At 55.4% G+C, this 19,360-nt stretch carries 17 protein-coding genes; 15 read left to right on the forward strand and 2 right to left on the reverse strand.

Annotated features, from left to right (window positions below; genetic code table 11):
• From pbpC to der, 9 genes are all read left to right on the forward strand, one after another.
• A complete protein-coding gene (gene pbpC, locus V6944_RS15025; RefSeq protein ID WP_333499536.1) occupies positions 1 to 2,319 on the forward strand; it encodes a peptidoglycan glycosyltransferase PbpC in 2,319 nt (772 codons plus the stop codon).
• A gap of 213 nt (positions 2,320 to 2,532) precedes the next feature.
• Positions 2,533 to 2,964, forward strand: a complete 432-nt coding sequence (ndk, locus tag V6944_RS15030; RefSeq protein WP_185668893.1) for a nucleoside-diphosphate kinase — start codon at positions 2,533 to 2,535, stop codon at positions 2,962 to 2,964.
• A 171-nt stretch (positions 2,965 to 3,135) separates the two neighbouring features.
• Positions 3,136 to 4,302 (forward strand): bifunctional tRNA (adenosine(37)-C2)-methyltransferase TrmG/ribosomal RNA large subunit methyltransferase RlmN, encoded by a 1,167-nt coding sequence (locus V6944_RS15035; RefSeq protein WP_333499537.1) that lies wholly within the window; start codon positions 3,136 to 3,138, stop codon positions 4,300 to 4,302.
• 279 nt (positions 4,303 to 4,581) lie between these two features.
• Positions 4,582 to 5,595, forward strand: coding sequence for a cytoskeleton protein RodZ (gene rodZ / locus V6944_RS15040; protein ID WP_333499538.1), 1,014 nt, complete (start codon positions 4,582 to 4,584; stop codon positions 5,593 to 5,595).
• Positions 5,596 to 5,624: 29 nt separating this feature from the next.
• Positions 5,625 to 6,743: a flavodoxin-dependent (E)-4-hydroxy-3-methylbut-2-enyl-diphosphate synthase gene (ispG, locus tag V6944_RS15045; RefSeq protein WP_185668896.1), complete on the forward strand. Its 1,119-nt coding sequence runs from the start codon at positions 5,625 to 5,627 to the stop codon at positions 6,741 to 6,743.
• Between the two features lie 91 nt (positions 6,744 to 6,834).
• On the forward strand, positions 6,835 to 8,109 hold the full coding sequence (gene hisS / locus V6944_RS15050; protein ID WP_333499539.1) for a histidine--tRNA ligase: 1,275 nt from the start codon (positions 6,835 to 6,837) through the stop codon (positions 8,107 to 8,109).
• 33 nt (positions 8,110 to 8,142) lie between these two features.
• Positions 8,143 to 8,760, forward strand: coding sequence for a YfgM family protein (locus tag V6944_RS15055; protein WP_333499540.1), 618 nt, complete (start codon positions 8,143 to 8,145; stop codon positions 8,758 to 8,760).
• 10 nt (positions 8,761 to 8,770) lie between these two features.
• The gene (bamB, locus tag V6944_RS15060) at positions 8,771 to 9,949 is read left to right on the forward strand and encodes an outer membrane protein assembly factor BamB (protein WP_333499541.1); all 1,179 of its coding nucleotides are present in this window, start codon (positions 8,771 to 8,773) and stop codon (positions 9,947 to 9,949) included.
• Between the two features lie 97 nt (positions 9,950 to 10,046).
• Entirely contained in the window at positions 10,047 to 11,522 is a 1,476-nt protein-coding gene (gene der, locus V6944_RS15065) for a ribosome biogenesis GTPase Der (RefSeq protein ID WP_333499542.1), read from the forward strand.
• Between the two features lie 94 nt (positions 11,523 to 11,616).
• Here der and V6944_RS15070 read toward each other — a convergent pair whose 3' ends face one another.
• Complete coding sequence (locus V6944_RS15070; protein ID WP_333499543.1) at positions 11,617 to 12,258, reverse strand: HD domain-containing protein; 642 nt, start codon at positions 12,256 to 12,258, stop codon at positions 11,617 to 11,619.
• Positions 12,259 to 12,368: 110 nt separating this feature from the next.
• Between V6944_RS15070 and V6944_RS15075 the strand changes: the two genes are divergently transcribed.
• The 3 genes from V6944_RS15075 (at position 12,369) to V6944_RS15085 (ending at position 14,288) form a co-directional block, all read left to right on the forward strand.
• Complete coding sequence (locus V6944_RS15075; protein WP_333499544.1) at positions 12,369 to 13,352, forward strand: GlxA family transcriptional regulator; 984 nt, start codon at positions 12,369 to 12,371, stop codon at positions 13,350 to 13,352.
• 168 nt (positions 13,353 to 13,520) lie between these two features.
• Positions 13,521 to 13,997: a cold-shock protein gene (locus tag V6944_RS15080; protein WP_333496806.1), complete on the forward strand. Its 477-nt coding sequence runs from the start codon at positions 13,521 to 13,523 to the stop codon at positions 13,995 to 13,997.
• Between the two features lie 45 nt (positions 13,998 to 14,042).
• Complete coding sequence (locus tag V6944_RS15085; RefSeq protein WP_123650323.1) at positions 14,043 to 14,288, forward strand: DUF2543 family protein; 246 nt, start codon at positions 14,043 to 14,045, stop codon at positions 14,286 to 14,288.
• Between the two features lie 4 nt (positions 14,289 to 14,292).
• Here V6944_RS15085 and V6944_RS15090 read toward each other — a convergent pair whose 3' ends face one another.
• The gene (locus tag V6944_RS15090; RefSeq protein ID WP_333499545.1) at positions 14,293 to 15,270 is read right to left on the reverse strand and encodes a LysR family transcriptional regulator; all 978 of its coding nucleotides are present in this window, start codon (positions 15,268 to 15,270) and stop codon (positions 14,293 to 14,295) included.
• 384 nt (positions 15,271 to 15,654) lie between these two features.
• On the opposite strand from V6944_RS15090, the gene V6944_RS15095 reads away from it, so the two are divergent.
• The 3 genes from V6944_RS15095 (at position 15,655) to V6944_RS15105 (ending at position 19,349) form a co-directional block, all read left to right on the forward strand.
• Complete coding sequence (locus tag V6944_RS15095) at positions 15,655 to 16,935, forward strand: amino acid permease (RefSeq protein WP_333499546.1); 1,281 nt, start codon at positions 15,655 to 15,657, stop codon at positions 16,933 to 16,935.
• Between the two features lie 51 nt (positions 16,936 to 16,986).
• Positions 16,987 to 18,168 (forward strand): cystathionine beta-lyase, encoded by a 1,182-nt coding sequence (gene metC / locus V6944_RS15100; RefSeq protein WP_333499547.1) that lies wholly within the window; start codon positions 16,987 to 16,989, stop codon positions 18,166 to 18,168.
• 89 nt (positions 18,169 to 18,257) lie between these two features.
• A complete protein-coding gene (locus V6944_RS15105) occupies positions 18,258 to 19,349 on the forward strand; it encodes a Gfo/Idh/MocA family oxidoreductase (RefSeq protein WP_333499548.1) in 1,092 nt (363 codons plus the stop codon).
• The last annotated feature ends 11 nt before the right edge of the window (positions 19,350 to 19,360 follow it).

Here is a 19,360-nt window from a genome sequence, read left to right on the forward strand (position 1 = left end):
ATGCGTCTTGCCTGGAGTAAACGCCCCGTCTGGCGATGGCTTTTCGGGGCACTGGTGGTGTTGTGCGCCAGCATTGTGCTGGCGGATAAACTCTGGCCGCTGCCGCTCCATGAAGTCACTCCCGCTCGGGTGGTGGTGGCGGAAGATGGCAGCCCGCTGTGGCGTTTTGCCGATGCACAGGGGATCTGGCGCTACCCGGTGACCATCGAAGAAGTGTCACCGCGCTATCTTGATGCCCTCATTCAGTATGAAGACCGCTGGTTCTGGGATCACCCCGGCGTGAATCCATTTTCTATTGCCCGCGCGGCCTGGCAGGATGTGACCTCTGGCCGCGTGGTGTCGGGCGGCAGCACCCTGACCATGCAGGTTGCGCGGCTGCTCGACCCGCATCCGCGAACCTTCGGCGGTAAATTCCGTCAGCTCTGGCGCGCCATGCAGCTGGAGTGGCACCTCTCTAAACGTGACATTCTCACCCTTTATCTTAATCGCGCCCCGTTTGGCGGCACGCTGCAGGGCATCGGCGCGGCAAGCTGGGCCTATCTCGGCAAACCGCCCGCCCAGCTAAGCTACGCCGATGCTGCGCTGCTGGCCGTATTGCCGCAGGCGCCGAGCCGATTGCGCCCGGACCGCTGGCCCGAACGCGCTCAGGCCGCACGTAACAAAGTGCTGGACCGCATGCAGGCCCAGCAGGTCTGGTCCGCCGCGCTGGTGAAAGAAGCCAAAGAGGAACCCGTGTGGCTGTTCCCCCGGCAGATGCCGCAGCTTGCGCCGCTGTTTGCTCGTCATATGCTGGCGCAGAGCCGGGATGAAAAAATTGTCACCACTCTGGATATCGGGCTGCAGCGTCAGCTAGAAGAGATGGCGCTGAACTGGAAATCGCGCCTGCCGCCGCGCAGCTCGCTAGCGATGGTGGTGGTGGATAACCGCAATATGAAGGTACGTGGCTGGGTCGGCTCGGCAGATATCGCGGACAACAGTCGCTTTGGTCATGTCGATATGGTGACGGCGGTGCGCTCGCCAGGCTCGGTGCTGAAACCGTTTTTGTACGGCATGGCGCTCGACAGCGCGCTGATTCACCCCGAATCGCTGCTACAGGATGTTCCTCGACGCGTGGGCGACTATCGCCCTGGCAACTTTGATAGCGGTTTCCACGGTCCGGTCAGCATGAGCGAAGCGCTGGTGCGTTCGCTCAACCTCCCGGCGGTACAGGTGCTGGACGCCTACGGACCGAAGCAGTTTGCCGCGCGTCTGCGCAATGCTGGGCTGCCTCTGATTTTGCCTGCGGGCGCAGAGCCGAATTTGTCGCTGATCCTCGGCGGTGCGGGCGCGCGACTAGCGGATATCACCGCGGCCTATAGCGCTCTGGCTCGCCATGGCAAGGTCGGAAAATTACGCATGCTGGCGAGTGACCCGCTGGTGGAGCGACCGCTGCTCTCACCCGGCGCGGCGTGGATAATTCGCCGTATTCTGGCTGGTGAAGCCCAGCCGGTGCCGGACGCGTCGTTGCCGCAGGTGGTGCCGCTGGCGTGGAAAACCGGTACCAGCTACGGCTATCGCGACGCATGGGCTATTGGTGTGAATGCTCGCTACAGCATCGGGATCTGGACGGGCAGGCCAGACGGCACGCCGGTGGCCGGGCAGTTTGGGTTTGCCAGCGCGATCCCGCTGCTCAATCAGGTGAGTAACCTGCTGCTTGCGAATACTGCGCGCCAGCAGGAAGGTCGCGATCCGCGTCCTGCCTCCGTCAGTTCAGCGGAAATTTGCTGGCCGGGCGGGCAGCCGTTACCTGCCGGAGACAGCAACTGCCGCCGACGTCTGTCCACCTGGGTGCTGGATAACAGCCTGCCGCCGACGCTGCTGCTGCCCGAGCAGGAAGGGATGCAGGGGATTCGCTTCCCACTGTGGTTGGATGGTGAAGGTAAACGCGTTGCCGCGGATTGCCCTGATGCCCGTGAAACCACGCTGGATGTCTGGCCGCTGCCGCTGGAGCCGTGGCTGCCCGTCGGCGAGCGACGCGCCGCGCGATTGCCGCCGGTTTCGACGTATTGCCCACCGCGCCAATTGCAGAATGCCGCCCCGCTGATGCTTTCCGGTATTCGTGAAGACGCGGTGATCCGGCGCTTGCCCGGGGAGCCGAACGCAAAAGTGGTGCTACAGGCGAGCGGTGGAGAAGGGCGACGCTGGTGGTTTCTCAACGGTGAACCACAGACGAGCGCAGGGGATAGCCTGACCTTAACGCTGACGGACCCGGGGCTCTATCAACTGGTGGTGATGGATGAGACCGGGCAGACGTCGGTGGTGAACTTTACGCTGCAGTGAGATACCGTGTTGTAGGCCCGATAAGCACAGCGCCATCGGGCAAAACCGGCGCGCAATCACCAAACCGAGCTTGTTACAAAATGTGTTGCTTAAAAGTGTTTTATTTTAAAAAAATGTTACCTTCATCCATAGGCAACGGGACATCCGGTCTTTATAATCCGCGCCAGGTCATACAACTGCTGTATGCACGACAACATAAAATTAGAGGTAATCATGGCTATTGAACGTACTTTTTCCATCATCAAGCCAAACGCGGTGGCAAAAAACGTTATTGGCAGCATCTTCGCTCGCTTTGAATCAGCAGGGTTTAAGATTGTTGGCACCAAAATGCTGCACCTGACCGTTGAGCAGGCTCGTGGCTTCTACGCTGAGCACGATGGTCGTCCATTCTTCGACGGTCTGGTTGAGTTCATGACCTCCGGCCCAATCGTGGTTTCCGTACTGGAAGGCGAAAACGCCGTTCAGCGTCACCGTGACCTGCTGGGCGCAACCAACCCAGACAACGCGCTGGCTGGCACTCTGCGTGCTGACTACGCGGACAGCTTCACTGAAAACGGCACCCACGGTTCTGATTCCGTAGAATCCGCCGCGCGCGAAATCGCGTTCTTCTTCGCAGAAGGCGAAGTGTGCCCACGTACCCGCTAAGGGCACGTTTACACTTTATTTAGCGAATGCCGCGTGCAGACGTGGCATCCATGCGCCAGAATTTGTACAATGCAGCGCCCCCGGACGAGCAGACCGCTTTCCTGGGGCGCTTCTTTTTATCAATCCACCCTCCAGGGGCCATAACGTGTAACAACGAGGCCGGAATAGAAAATGTCTGAACAAATTGTCACGCCTGAGAGCGCCATCCCGGCGGTTCCCAACAAAGATGGAAAAATTAACCTGCTGGATCTTAGCCGTCCGCAGATGCGCGAGTTTTTTAAAGACTTAGGCGAAAAACCCTTCCGCGCCGATCAGGTGATGAAGTGGATGTATCACTACTGCTGCGACGACTTTGATGAGATGACTGACATCAACAAAGTGCTGCGCGGCAAGCTCAAAGAAGTTGCTGAAATTCGCGCGCCTGAAGTGGTGGAAGAGCAGCGTTCATCTGACGGCACCATCAAATGGGCGATTGCCGTTGGCGATCAGCGCGTTGAAACCGTGTATATCCCGGAAGACGACCGCGCGACCCTGTGCGTCTCTTCACAGGTCGGCTGCGCGTTAGAGTGTAAATTCTGCTCTACGGCTCAGCAGGGCTTCAACCGTAACCTGCGGGTATCGGAAATCATCGGTCAGGTCTGGCGCGCAGCGAAAATCGTTGGTGCTGTTAAAGCGACCGGCGTACGCCCTATCACCAACGTGGTGATGATGGGCATGGGCGAGCCTCTGCTGAACCTGACCAACGTGGTTCCAGCGATGGAAATCATGCTGGACGATTTCGGTTTTGGTCTCTCCAAACGTCGCGTAACCCTGTCTACCTCGGGCGTAGTGCCTGCGCTGGATAAGCTGGGTGATATGATTGACGTCGCACTGGCTATTTCTCTGCATGCGCCTAACGACACGATTCGTGACGAAATTGTACCTATCAACAAAAAGTACAATATTGCCACCTTCCTGGAATCCGTTCGCGGCTACATTTCGAAGTCCAATGCCAACCAGGGCCGTGTGACTATCGAGTACGTGATGCTGGACCATATCAACGATGGCACCGAGCATGCGCATGAGCTGGCGGCGCTGTTGAAAGATACGCCGTGCAAGATCAACCTGATCCCATGGAACCCGTTCCCGGGCGCGCCGTATGGCCGCAGCTCTAACAGTCGCATCGACCGTTTCTGTAAGGTTCTGATGGGCTATGGCTTTACCACTATCGTGCGTAAAACGCGCGGTGATGATATTGATGCCGCCTGTGGTCAGTTGGCCGGTGATGTTATCGACCGTACCAAGCGTACGATGCGTAAGCGTATGCAGGGTGAACCGATTGATGTGAAAGCGTTGTAATTCAGCGTGGCGTGCGCCTGAAAAGGCGCACGCAGAGCCAAGTGCTTAAGGATTAGGCGAAACGTACTGATTTGGATAATAATTACGGTGCGTTTCGGAAAGTATTGAGGCAGTATGTAGCGTTGCAACTTCAGCGTAGCGACGGCCTTTGACGCTGTTTTGAAGCAGGGTATACCGGGCAGTTTGTCGGTCTGTCCGATAACAACGATCGGATGTTTCGCGGTGCGGGTACGGTTCCGCATCAGAACCTTAAATTTCACGAATCAGCAGTTGTAGCGAATGAATACTGAAACCAACCACGACCAACAAGAAGCACAGACCACGGGTGTCCGTTTGCGTAATGCCCGTGAACAACTCGGACTCAGCCAGCAAGCCGTTGCAGAACGCTTGTGCCTGAAGGTTTCCACCGTTCGTGATATTGAAGAAGATAAGGCGCCTGCTGAACTCGCTTCAACATTCTTGCGTGGTTATATCCGCTCCTACGCTCGCCTTGTGCATATCCCCGAGGAAGAGCTGCTGCCGATGATGGAAAAGCAAGCGCCGGTTCGCGCGGCGAAAGTCGCCCCGATGCAGACCTTCTCCCTGGGTAAACGCCGCAAAAAACGCGACGGCTGGTTGATGAGCTTTACCTGGCTCGTGCTGTTTGTGGTTGTCGGGTTAACCGTCGCCTGGTGGTGGCAGAACCACAAAGCGCAGCAGGAAGAGATCAGCACCATGGCCGATCAATCCTCCGTTGAGCTGAAAGCGAGCGGCAACGACTCGCAGGATATCCCGCTGAATACCGGCGCGGATAACACGCAGGCCCCTGCGACAACCGATACCGCAGCCACCCCAGATACCGCTACCGCCGCGCCAACGGATGCCGCACCGGCTCCGACGACTGCACCTACCGCGACGGCACAGAATAACGCCGTTGTAGCACCGTCTCAGGCTAACGTCGACGGTACCGCAGCGCAAACGACAGCACCTCAGACCGCTGCACCGAGCGCACTGCCAACCGATCCGGCCCAGACGGCCGCGCCGGTTGCTGATGCCAATGCGCTGGTGATGAACTTCTCCGCCGACTGCTGGCTGGAAGTGACCGACGCTACCGGTAAGAAGCTGTTCAGCGGCCTGCAGCGCAAAGGTGGTAACCTGAACCTGTCCGGTCAGGCACCTTACAAGCTGAAAATTGGTGCACCGGCTGCCGTACAAATTGAATACCAGGGTAAACCGGTCGATCTGAGCCGCTTTATCAGAACTAACCAGGTTGCGCGCCTGACCGTGAGTGCTGAACAATCACCAGCACAATAACAGACGCGTAATGCTGCGGGAGATTTTTCATGCACAACCAGGCTCCAATTCAACGTAGAAAATCCACACGCATTTACGTTGGGAACGTGCCGATCGGCGATGGGGCTCCTATCGCCGTACAGTCGATGACCAATACGCGCACAACTGACGTTGAAGCGACGGTTAATCAAATTAAGGCGTTAGAACGCGTGGGGGCGGATATTGTTCGCGTATCCGTGCCGACGATGGACGCTGCAGAAGCCTTCAAGCTTATCAAACAGCAGGTTAACGTCCCGCTGGTTGCTGATATTCACTTTGACTACCGTATCGCCCTGAAAGTGGCGGAGTACGGCGTTGACTGCCTGCGTATTAACCCAGGCAACATCGGCAACGAAGAGCGTATTCGCATGGTCGTTGACTGCGCTCGCGACAAAAACATCCCTATCCGTATCGGCGTGAACGCCGGGTCGCTGGAAAAAGATCTGCAGGAAAAATACGGCGAACCCACGCCGCAGGCGCTGCTGGAATCGGCAATGCGTCACGTGGATCACCTCGATCGTCTGAACTTCGACAAGTTTAAAGTCAGCGTGAAAGCGTCCGACGTTTTCCTGGCGGTGGAATCTTATCGCCTGCTGGCAAAACAGATCGATCAGCCGCTGCACCTCGGGATCACCGAAGCGGGCGGCCTGCGTAGCGGTTCCGTGAAGTCAGCCATTGGCCTTGGCCTGCTGCTCTCCGAAGGGATCGGCGACACGCTGCGCGTTTCGCTGGCGGCGGATCCGGTCGAAGAGATCAAAGTCGGTTTCGATATTCTGAAATCACTGCGTATCCGCGCGCGCGGGATCAACTTCATCGCATGCCCTACCTGTTCACGTCAGGAGTTTGACGTTATCGGGACGGTCAACGCGCTGGAGCAGCGTCTGGAAGATATCATCACCCCGATGGACGTATCGATCATCGGCTGCGTGGTCAATGGCCCTGGCGAAGCGCTGGTGTCGACGCTCGGCGTGACCGGCGGCAACAAAAAAAGCGGCCTGTATGAAGACGGCGTGCGTAAAGACCGCGTCGATAACGACGATATGATTAGCCAGCTTGAAGCAAGGATCCGTGCGAAAGCCTCGGTGCTTGATGAAGCGCGCCGCATCGACGTTCAGCAGGTTGAAAAATAACGAGATGGGAAGCGGCTTGCTTCCTGTGTATGATTGAACCCCAGGCGCCGAACGCGCCGAGGGTTCATTTTTATATATAAAGAGAATTAACGTGGCAAAAAACATTCAAGCCATTCGCGGCATGAACGATTATCTGCCTGGCGAGACCGCCATCTGGCAGCGCATTGAAGGCACACTCAAGCAGGTGCTCGGCAGCTACGGTTATAGCGAAATCCGTTTGCCGATTGTAGAGCAGACCCCGTTGTTCAAACGCGCTATCGGTGAAGTGACCGACGTGGTTGAAAAAGAGATGTATACCTTCGAAGACCGCAATGGCGATAGCCTGACGCTGCGTCCGGAAGGTACTGCGGGCTGTGTACGCGCCGGCATCGAACATGGTCTTCTGTACAATCAGGAGCAGCGTTTGTGGTACATCGGGCCGATGTTCCGCCACGAACGCCCTCAGAAAGGACGTTACCGCCAGTTCCATCAGCTGGGTGTCGAAGTGTTTGGTCTGCAGGGGCCGGATATCGACGCCGAGCTTATCATGCTGACCGCGCGCTGGTGGCGTGCGCTGGGCATGGCAGAACACGTGAATCTGGAGTTGAACTCCATCGGTTCTCTGGAAGCTCGCGCTAACTATCGTGACGCGCTGGTGGCCTTCCTTGAGCAGCACGTTGACGTGCTGGACGAAGACTGCAAACGCCGTATGTACAGCAACCCGCTGCGCGTGCTGGATTCCAAAAACCCGGACGTTCAGGCGCTGCTGAATAACGCTCCCGCGCTGGGCGACTATCTGGACGAAGAGTCCCGCGAGCACTTTGCTGGTCTGTGCGCACAGCTGGATGCCGCCGGTATCGCCTACACCGTTAACCAGCGCCTGGTTCGCGGCCTGGACTACTACAATCGTACCGTTTTTGAATGGGTGACCAACAGCCTCGGCTCGCAGGGTACCGTTTGTGCAGGCGGCCGTTATGATGGTCTGGTTGAGCAACTGGGCGGCCGTGCTACCCCTGCGGTAGGCTTCGCAATGGGTCTGGAACGTCTTGTTTTATTAGTTCAGGCAGTTAATCCGGAATTTATTGCCTCTCCTGTTGTCGATATATACCTGGTCGCTTCAGGCACCGATACTCAGTCAGCCGCCATGCGTCTGGCAGAGCAGGTGCGTGATGCGTTACCTGGCGTGAAGCTGATGACCAACCACGGCGGCGGCAACTTTAAGAAGCAGTTTGCCCGCGCTGATAAATGGGGTGCCAGTATTGCCCTGGTTCTGGGTGAGTCTGAGGTTGAGCAAGCCACTGTTGTCGTGAAGGATTTGCGTTCTGGTGAGCAGACAACCGTAACGCAGGAAGGCGTTGCCGCGCATTTGCGCACTATTCTGGGTTAATCTCCAGGACATCATTATCAGGAGAAGGGCTGCGTGGAAATTAATAACGAAAACGATCAGGTTGAGGCGATTAAAAGCTTCTTTGCCGAAAATGGTAAAGCGCTGGCCGTTGGGGTCATTCTGGGGATTGGTGCGCTGGTTGGCTGGCGTTACTGGAACTCGCATCAGTTAGATACGGCCCGTGAGTCCTCCGCGGCTTACGAAAACGCCGTCTCTTCTCTGAGCTCAGGGAAACCGGAAGCGCTGGCCGCCGCGGAGAAATTTGCCGCCGACAGTAAAAACACCTATGGTGCGTTTGCTTCTCTGGAACTGGCTCAGGTCTTCGTCGATAAAAGCGACCTTGCTCAGGCTGAAAAACAGTTGCAGCAGGGCCTGGCAGCCGCATCTGATGAGAATCTGAAATCCGTTATCAGCCTGCGTCTGGCGCGCGTTCAGCTACAGCTGAAGCAGCCTGACGTTGCTCTGAAAACGCTGGAAGGCGTGAAGGGCGAAGGCTGGACGGCCATTGTTGCTGATTTACGCGGGGAAATCCTGCTCAGTAAAGGTGACAAGCAGGGTGCACGTGCGGCGTGGGAAGCTGGCGCTAAGAGCGATGCATCGCCCGCGCTGAGCGAAATGATGCGCATGAAAATTAATAATTTGTCCGTCTGAGAGGGACCCGATGCAATTGCGTAAATTACTTTTGCCAGGACTGCTTTCTGTCACTCTGTTGAGTGGTTGTTCACTGTTTAGCGGCGAAGAAGATGTGGTTAAAATGTCTCCTCTGCCAACCGTAGAAAACCAGTTTACGCCGTCTACCGCATGGGATGTCTCCGTCGGCAGCGGGATCGGTGATTTCTACTCTAACCTGCATCCGGCCTATGCGGACAGCGTGGTTTACGCGGTTGACCGTAAAGGCACCGTGAAAGCGCTGAACGCGGATGACGGCAAAGAAGTGTGGTCCGTTAACCTGGCAGAAAAAGATGGCTGGTTCTCTCGTAAGCCAGCGCTGCTCTCCGGTGGCCTGACCGTTGCTGGCGGTCACGTCTATGTGGGCAGCGAAAAAGCGCAGGTTTATGCGCTGGATGCGGGCGACGGTTCCGTTGTCTGGAAAACCACGGCTGCAGGCGAAGTCCTGTCTCGTCCAACGGTGAGCGATGGCCTGGTGTTGGTGCATACCAGCAACGGTCAGCTGCAGGCACTGGATGAAAACAGCGGCGTTGTGAAATGGACGGTGAACCTGGATATGCCTGCGCTCTCTCTGCGCGGCGAATCTGCACCGGCTGTGGCTTTCGGCGCGGCGATTGTTGGCGGCGATAACGGCCGTGTGAGCGCGGTACTGATGCAGCAGGGCCAGATGATTTGGCAGCAGCGTATTTCTCAGGCGACCGGCTCTACCGAAATCGATCGTCTGAGCGATGTAGATACCACGCCGGTTATCGTGAATGGTGTTGTCTACGCGTTAGCCTACAATGGTAACCTGACGGCGCTGGATCTGCGCAGCGGTCAGATCATGTGGAAACGTGAGCTGGGCTCGGTGAATGATTTCGTCGTTGACGGCAATCGTATCTACATCGTTGACCAGAACGACCGTGTGCTGGCGCTGACCACCGACGGTGGCGTGACCCTGTGGACGCAGAGCGATCTGCTGCACCGTCTGCTGACCTCCCCGGCGCTGTATAATGGTAGCCTGGTTGTGGGTGACGCAGAAGGTTACATGCACTGGATTAACCCGGAAGATGGGCGTTTTGTCGCTCAGCAGAAGGTTGACAGCGCAGGCTTCCTGACGGAGCCAGTGGTGGCTGATGGTAAACTGCTGATTCAGGCGAAAGACGGTACGGTTTACGCGATTACGCGTTAACGGCGGCGTTGGTTCAGCAATGGACGGCTCCTGAATGCTCAGGGGCCGTTTGCTATTTATAGATTTTGTCAAAATTTTGAGTATATGAGGCTTTAACATGGTACCTGTGGTCGCGCTTGTCGGGCGCCCTAATGTTGGAAAATCCACGCTTTTTAACCGCCTGACGCGCACTCGTGATGCGCTGGTTGCGGATTTCCCGGGTCTGACTCGTGACCGTAAGTACGGTCGTGCTGAAGTTGAAGGGCGTGAGTTTATCTGTATCGATACCGGCGGTATCGATGGCACGGAAGAGGGCGTGGAAACCCGCATGGCTGAACAGTCGCTGATGGCGATTGAAGAAGCTGACGTCGTGCTGTTTATGGTGGATGCGCGTGCGGGGCTGATGCCTGCGGACGAAGGTATCGCCAAACATCTGCGTTCTCGTCAAAAGCCAACCTTCCTGGTGGCGAACAAAACCGACGGGATTGACCCGGATCAGGCAATTGCCGACTTCTGGTCGCTGGGCCTCGGTGAAATTCACGCGATTGCGGCCTCCCACGGTCGTGGTGTAACCACGCTGCTGGAAACCGTTCTGCTACCGTTCGTTGACGATGTCAATCCGCCGGAAGAAGTGGACGAAGATGCCGAGTACTGGGCGAAGTTTGAAGCCGAGAATGGCGAAGCGGTTGAAGAGCCGGAAGACGACTTCAACCCGCAGGACTTGCCAATCAAAATCGCTATCGTGGGCCGTCCGAACGTAGGTAAGTCTACGCTTACTAACCGTATCCTCGGCGAAGACCGCGTGGTGGTTTACGATATGCCGGGCACTACCCGCGACAGTATCTATATCCCAATGGAACGCGATGAGCGTGAATACGTCCTCATCGACACCGCGGGCGTGCGTAAGCGCGGCAAGGTAACGGATACGGTTGAGAAGTTCTCCGTAATCAAAACCCTGCAGGCCATTGAAGATGCGAACGTTTGTCTGCTGGTGATTGATGCCCGTGAAGGTATCTCTGACCAGGATCTGTCGCTGTTGGGCTTTATCCTCAATAGTGGGCGCTCACTTGTTATCGTCGTCAACAAGTGGGACGGCCTGAGCATGGAAGTGAAAGAGCAGGTGAAAGAGACTCTGGACTACCGTCTGGGCTTTATCGACTTTGCTCGCGTGCACTTTATCTCCGCGCTGCACGGCAGCGGCGTAGGTAACCTGTTCGAATCTATCCGTGAAGCGTATGACAGCTCGACCCGCCGCGTGGGTACCGCGATGCTGACCCGCATCATGACCATGGCGACGGAAGATCACCAGCCGCCGCTGGTTCGTGGTCGTCGCGTGAAGCTGAAATATGCCCACGCCGGTGGCTATAACCCGCCGATTGTGGTTATTCACGGTAACCAGGTGAAAGACCTGCCGGATTCCTACAAGCGCTATCTGATGAACTACTTCCGCAAATCGCTGGATGTGATGGGTACGCCTATCCGCATTCAGTTCAAGGAAGGCGAGAACCCGTATGCGAACAAACGCAATACGCTGACGCCAACCCAGATGCGTAAGCGTCAACGCTTGATGAGACACATCAAGAAAAGCAAATAAGCGATGCTTTAAGCGCCGAATAGCTAAAAACCCGCGAAAGCGGGTTTTTTTATGGTCGCTGTAGGCCGGATAAGCAAAGCGCCATCCGGCGTTATTATGATTTCCAGCGCGACTGACGAATCACGCTACAGAAATTGCCGGGCACAAAGCCAGGGTCTTTATCGCAGATAACATCGGCCTTCACGTTGCCGAAGGTGGTCTGAGTTTTACCTTTAATCCCATCATAAAACGCACTAATGATATTCTCTTTAAAGTTGTCCAGGCGCGGGTGCTGCTGAACGACCGCTTCACGACTCGCATCGCTAACTTCGTCATAGCCAATTCCCAGCACGTCCATTTCCACACCTGCGGTTAACAGTGCTATCTCCGGGGCCATAAATTCCGGAATACCGGGCGTGGTGTGCAGGGCTATCGCCGTCCACACTTTATCAATATCGGCAGCCGCGATGCCGTGGCCTTCCAGGAAAGCGCGGGCGGCGTTGGCGCCGTCGACTTCAAATCGCTTATCGCAACTGCAATGCTCATGCGTCAGGCCAATATCATGGAACATACAGCCGACGTACAGCAGTTCGTGGTCCACTTTCAGTTCCCGGCGTGCTCCAGCCAGCGCCCCCCAGTAGTAGACGCGACTGGAGTGGTGGAACAGCAGGTCACTTTCGGTATCGCGAATAAACTCGGTGGTTTCGCGAGCCAGTTTGCTGTCGGGAATACGGATGCCTTGCACGTTGATGGTCATATTGTTCTCCTCACGGGTTGTTGAAGGTGAGTTTACAGGGCATTCTATATGTCATGAATTGACGTATTGCGACGATTTAAGACATTGCATCGAATCAGGACACCCCGCTCATGAAACGCGTTATTGCTCTACTTGCTGTGCCCGGCGTTCAGTTACTGGACGTTTCCGGCCCGCTGGATGTCTTTGCCGAGGCTAACCGGATCCTACATCGCGAGGTGTATGAGTTTGCCGTTATTGCACTGGAAGAGATGACGGTGAACGCGTCGTCCGGCGTGAAACTGGTGGCGAACACGCAACTGGCGGAAACCACGGAACTACAGCCGGATACGTTTTTGCTGGCCGGCGCGCCGGAAGTCTGGCAACAGACGCTGAACGATGAGCAAATCGCGCATATCCGCAGACTTTGTGACAGTAGCCGCCGCTACGGCTCCGTCTGTACCGGCGCATTTTTATTAGCGCAAACGGGGCTGCTGGCCCAGCGTAAAATCACCACCCATTGGGCCATGACATCCCGCTTTATGGCGACGTTCTCAGACGTTGAGGTCGATGCTGATGCGCTGTATGTCGCGGACGGCCCGGTCAGAACGGCGGCAGGGGTGACTTCGGGTATGGATTTAGCCATTCGGCTGGTGGAAGAAGATCTGGGGCGCGAGGTGGCGCAGGAGATAGCCTGTAATCTGGTGATGTTTTTCCGCCGTCCGGTGAATCAGGGGCATTTTATACGCCACAGCGCGGTCTCTACGACCGGCCGCAATGCCTTTCAGGATTTGCAGCGCTGGACGCTTGCCAACCTGTCGACGGTGCTGAGCCTGCAGGATATGGCTGACCATATTGGTCTTAGCGCCCGCCATCTGGGCAGGCTGTTTCGCCAGGAGATGAATATGGCCGCCGGAGAGTGGCTGGAGGCTGGGCGTATCGATCGGGCTAAAATGCTGTTGGAAAGCGGCGCGCTGCCGCTGAAAACGATCGCCAGCCAGTGCGGGTATTCCAGCAGCGACGTGCTGCGCCGGGCTTTCATTAAGCGCGTCGGTATCACGCCGTCGATTTACCGACGGCTGAATGTGGCCCGACCGTGGGCACAATTGCCGGAGTGAGCAGCGAACGTAACCGCTTTATGACGCCGCTTATGGCAGGTTGTTCTCGCGTAGGCGAAAATTATCATCCAGACTTAAGCCAAAGACGTAGTCTGTACAGGCATTGTGCTTTACACTGCGCGCTGCAAAAATTGAGTCAACAAACGATTAAAGTAGGCGGTAAGGTCGATGAACGGAACAATCACAACCTGGTTTAAAGATAAAGGTTTTGGGTTTATCAAAGATGAGAACGGCGATAACCGCTATTTTCATGTGATTAAGGTTGCCAACCCCGATCTGATTAAAAAAGATGCCGCGGTGACCTTCGAACCCACCACCAACAACAAAGGGCTGTCTGCTTACGCGGTGAAAGTTATCCCGGAAAGCAAACATATCTATATCGCGGGCGAGCGCATCAAGCTTACGTCAATCAAATCCTTCCTGGTGTACAGCGAGGAAGTGCCTGCCGATACCCGTATTGATAAAGAGAATGCGGTGTTATCCGTTGGGCTTCTGATGAACAGCATCAAGCCGAAATCAGCGGAGAAAACGGGTGAAATGCGCACGCTGAAAAAGCTGGCAATCACCACTTTCCAGGGCACGACGCTCATTTTCTCGGAAGATGAGATTGATATTGAAGCCACGGTAAAAATGCTCAAGGTCTGAGACCTGCTCAACCGAGAAGAATGAGATTAACCCCAGGAGCGATGTATGAATAATGACATTCCACTGAAGTATTATGATATTGCCGAAGAGTACGCCTCTGAATCGGCGAAGCCCGTCGGCGAGAGCGAACTGGATGCGCTGGCGCACTACTTCCAGCTGCTGTTGACCCGTTTAATGAATAACGAAGAGATCAGCGAAGAAGCCCAGCAGGAGATGGCGACTGAAGCCGGTATCAGCGCACAGCGTATTGATGAGATTGCCAACTTCCTCAATGAGTGGGGCAACGAGTAACGCGCTACGCCTCTGCGGGGCGTTGCATCCAGCGATCCCAGTTGGGGTTTTCCCCGATGCTCTCGATCAGAAAATCGATAAAACTTCTGACCTTGGGATCCTGGTAATGCCCCGGATGATACAGCGCGTACAGGCTGTAATCATTTTCCCTCGTGCTATATTCCGTCAATACGGGCACCAGCTCACCCCGGGAAATCGAATCACCTAGCATATAGGTCGGCAGGCTGACTATTCCCTGATGATGCAGCGCAGCCTGCAGTAGCCCGAGCGTGCTGTTCACTTCGATGATGCTGTTCACCTTTAGCGCGCTAAAGCTACCGTTGACGTTTTGATAGCGCCAGTTATCGGAAACGTTAGGATTTATCAGGCAGTCGTGCTGCTCAAGATCCTCAAGCCGTTGCGGCACGCCGCGCCGTGCGAAATAGTCCCGGCTGGCGCAGTACACCCAGTTAATTTTGCAGATTTTGCGCAGCGCAAAATTGGTAGGCGGGTGTGCGGTAATTCTGAGGGCAATATCAAAATTCTCTTCGTTAAGATTGACGTTCTGGTCGTTTAAATCGACGGAGAGCGTGACGTCCGGGTTGTCCTGACGATAGTCGCTATAAATACGCATCAGATGACCGACGCCGAAAGCAATAGAGCAGGTGACGCGCAGCTTGCCCTGAGGGTGATGGTTAAAGCTGGCGATATTGGCCAGCGACTCGTCCAGCTCTTCTAATAGGCGCTGGGCGCGGAATAGCAGATATTGCCCCGGCTCGGTCAGAATTAAGGTACGGGTGGTGCGCTTTAACAACACGACACCGAGCTGATCCTCAAGCTGGGCGATACTGCGGCTCACGGAAGAGGGCGTCAGATTCAACTTTTGCGCAGCGGCAGAAAAGCTATTGCACTCCACCACTTTGATAAATGTTTTCAGATGATGAAAGATGGAATAGTTATCAATTTTTAATTTTGCGAGCGCCGCATTTTTATTTAATGACATCGCTACCCCTTTTTTTGCTGAATAATAGCCGTAAAGATTTCGAAATTTGAGCACCATCACGGAAACGGCGAACCGCTCGCTTACCTGTTCGCTATGTGCAATAAAGTACGCCGCCTGCTGTCACCTTACCCGAACCGGCTTAGAAAGAAAAATAGAATCTTTTTATGGCGTAACAATTTGTTTTTAAATGTCTTTATTGGTTAGGGTCAAAAATTGAGATGGCTATCAATTTTTGCGTTAAACGCAAAGGTATTGTTAGTGATTAACACCGTTCAGACCTTTCTTTATCCCTGCCATATCCCCTAACATTTGTGCTGACAGACACCTCAATCCAGTTTTTTGAGTTTCTATTCTAAATAACACTTATAAATAGGAAGGCATTTAATGGCTGAGATACTCGAAAATAAAGCTAATAATTTATATAAATCCGTTCCCTTCACGAAATATGATGTTGGTTGGGTGATTCTCTGCATTGGTATGGCTATTGGTTCAGGCATCGTTTTTATGCCAGTACAGGTGGGTATTAAGGGTATTTGGGTCTTTATCGCTTCGGTGGCAATTTCATATCCGGCGATTTATATCCTGCAAAGCCTCTATTTGAAAACGCTGTCAGAAACAGATGATTGTCAGGATTACGCCAGCGTCATCACCCAATATCTGGGGAAAAACTGGGGGATGGGGTTAGGTATTGCCTACTTCCTGATGCTGCTGCACGGTATGTTTTCTTACTCGCTGGCCGTGACCTTTGATAGCGCATCCTATATCCAAACCTTTGGCCTGACGAAAGGCCTGCTGTCCGATTCTATCTGGTACGGGTTGATTATCCTGACGGTGCTGGTCTGTATTGCTTCGCAGGGTGAAAAGCTGCTGTTTAAGGTTTCTGGCCCCATGGTGTGCGTGAAGTTTGGCATTATCGTGGTGCTGGGTCTGGTGATGGTGCCGTACTGGAACTTCAGCAATATCAGCGCATTTCCGCCTATATTGACGTTTATGCGTGATGTGTTTCTGACGCTGCCGTTTACATTGTTTTCTATTTTGTTTGTGCAGATATTAAGCCCAATGAATATCGCCTATCGCAAGATGGAAGCCGATAAACGTATTGCGACTTACCGGGCGATTCGCGCCAACCGGGTGGCCTATATTATTCTGGCCGTTGCGGTGCTGTTTTTTGCTTTTTCGTTCACCTTTGCCATTAGCCACGAGCAGGCGGTATCGGCTTTTGAACAGAATATTTCGGCGCTTGCCATCGCCGCCCAGGTCATTCCTGGTTCGGTGGTTAAAGTGATGAGTGCGCTGCTCAATATTTTTGCCATCCTCACCGCGTTTCTCGGCATCTACCTCGGTTTTCAGGAGGCGATTAAGGGCATCGTGGTGAACGTTATCACCCGCTTTATGCCTGAAGAGAAGATCAACCAGAAGGTGCTGCACGTGGCAATTAGCATTGGTGTGATCCTCGCGCTGTGGGTCTGGATCTCGACGCGTTTCTCGATCCTGTTCTTTATGCAGCTTGGCAGTCCGCTGTTTGGACTGGTGTCCTGCCTGATCCCTTGCTATCTGGTTTATAAGGTGAAGGTGCTGCATCAGTTTAAAGGCCTTGGGGTCTGGTTCATCATTTTCTTCGGCATCTTGCTGTGTCTATCGCCCTTCTTTAAGTTCTTTGAGTAACGTTCGGTGGTTACGATGTTTTCGCGACCAGGGAAATTTATGAGGTAATCCATGAGTAATCGATCCACATCCGACTTTAACATCAGCACTCAAATCACCCAGCTTGGCCGGGATGCCAGCAAACAGGCGGGCTTTGTGAACGTACCGGTCTATCGCGGCTCGACGGTGATTTTCCCGACGGTGAGTGACCTTGAACATAACCGCGCGGAGTTTAACTACGGCACCATGGGCACGCCGACTATCGCTAGCCTGGAGAATGCGTGGAGTGCGCTGGCGGGTGCAGCGGGTACGGTGCTGTCGCCGTCGGGCCTGGGGGCGATTGCGCTGTCGCTTTTGACCACGTTGAAAGCGGGCGATCACCTGCTGATGCCCGACAGCGTTTACCGGCCAACCCGCAACTTCTGCGCCGGGATGCTCACCAAAATGGGCATCGAAACCACCTACTACGACCCGCTGATTGGGGCGGACATTGAGAGTCTGTTCCGGCCCAATACCACCACGCTGTTCCTCGAATCCCCAGGGTCGCAAAGCTTTGAGATTCAGGATGTTCCAGCGATGACCCGGGCGGCGAAAAAGCACAATATTGCCACCATTATCGATAACACCTGGGCGACGCCGATTTTCTTCCGCGCCCACGAGCACGGCTGCGATCTGTCGCTGGAGGCAGGGACCAAATATCTCGGTGGCCATTCCGACCTGCTGATGGGCGTGGTGTCAGCCAATGAAAGCTGGTGGCCTCAGCTTCGCCAGACCTACGATTTGATGGCGATGCTGCCCGGTGCCGAAGACTGTTTCCTGGCGCTGCGTGGCTTGCGCACCATGCATCTACGCCTGAAAGAGGCGGAAAAACGCGGCCTGGAGATGGCGCACTGGCTGAGCGAACGCCCTGAAGTGATGAGAGTGCTGCACCCGGCGCTGCCGGAATGCCCGGGGCATGAGCTGTGGAAGCGCGATTTTACCGGTTCATCCGGGCTGTTCTCTTTCGTGCTTAAGCCGGAATTTACCAAAGCGGGCGTGGCGAACATGCTGGATCATATGGGCATTTTTGGCATGGGGTATTCGTGGGGCGGGTTCGAAAGCCTGATGATTCCGTTTAACTGCGCTGATTATCGTACCGCCACCACCTGGCAGCCAGGCGGCCTGACGCTGCGCATCCAGATTGGCCTCGAAGATATGGATGATCTGAAAACCGATCTGGCAGAAGGTTTTGCGCGATTGCGCGCGGTTCTGTAACCCGATAGCCCATCGTGAACAATAATTCACGATGGCGCTTCACGCATAATGGCGCTAAATGTCGTTTACTTATACGTGAGTCGGAAATTATGAATATTGGATTTATCGGCCTGGGGGCGGTGGTGAAAACCGCCTATCTTCCTGCGCTAGCGCGACTGTCGTTCCCAATCTCCTCGTTGTGGGGATACGATCTGAACCCTCAGCGCACGCTGCCGGGTGTCAGCGCCTGTGCGTCACTGGCGGAGCTGCTGGAAAAGCCGCTCGATGTGTTGTTTATCACCACCGTTTCGTTGCAGCATCTGCCCGCGCTGGAACAGGCGCTGCGTGCCGATATTTCGCGCATCGTGGTGGAGAAACCGGTCGCCGCCACCCTGGGGCAGATTGATAGCCTGCGTCAGTTGCTTGCCCATGAAGATAATGCCCCGCGCGTGCTGGCGCTGGACCACTGGATGGCGCGCGATGGTGCGTGGTGTCTGGCACAGGGGAAAATGGACGACCGCTGGCAGCCGGAGGATTCCGCGAGCGTGGCTGCACCGCTGGTCGCTTCGCTGGACGATATTGCCGGCATCGACGGCTTTTTGCTGGAGCCAAGCGGCTTTAACGCCGCCGGGGAGCCGATTGCCCTGAACTTTACCACCGGCGAGCCGGATACCCGTGAATTTCGCCATCCTGACGGTGTGATTGTCGATATCGGCACCCACGTGCTGGCCATGATGCGTGAAACGGTGCGCTATCTCGGCGGTAGCGATGATATTCAGCTGGTGGCGGAGCAGGTTAAGGACCGGCTGGGGCGGCCTATTGCACGCGGCGATGTCGAAACGGCGGAAGGGGAGGCGCATCTCAAAGGTACGCTAGGCCATATTCCGGTGAATCTGTGGCTGAACAAATACGCCGGGCCGGGCGTAGAGCGTAAAGGGATCCGCATTTATCTGCGCGACGGTAGGATTATCAGCCAGACTCGTGCTCCTGGCGGTGAAAGCGTGGAGCTGATTGATGGCGATAGCGTGATGCGCTGGACGCGGCCGGGCGCCATTTACGCGCACTGCCTCGCGGAGCACATCCTCGGTAAGCGCAGCCTGTTTTTCCGCGCCCCGGACGAAGTGGCGAAACTGACGCAGCGCCGGATGGCGGAAGTGGAGACGCTTTTGCGTATCCAGCAGCAGCTGCGTGGGGAACATTGAGCGGTGAGTCG

The organism is Kluyvera sp. CHPC 1.2972 (assembly GCF_036759925.1).
In the GTDB taxonomy this organism is placed as follows: domain Bacteria; phylum Pseudomonadota; class Gammaproteobacteria; order Enterobacterales; family Enterobacteriaceae; genus Kluyvera.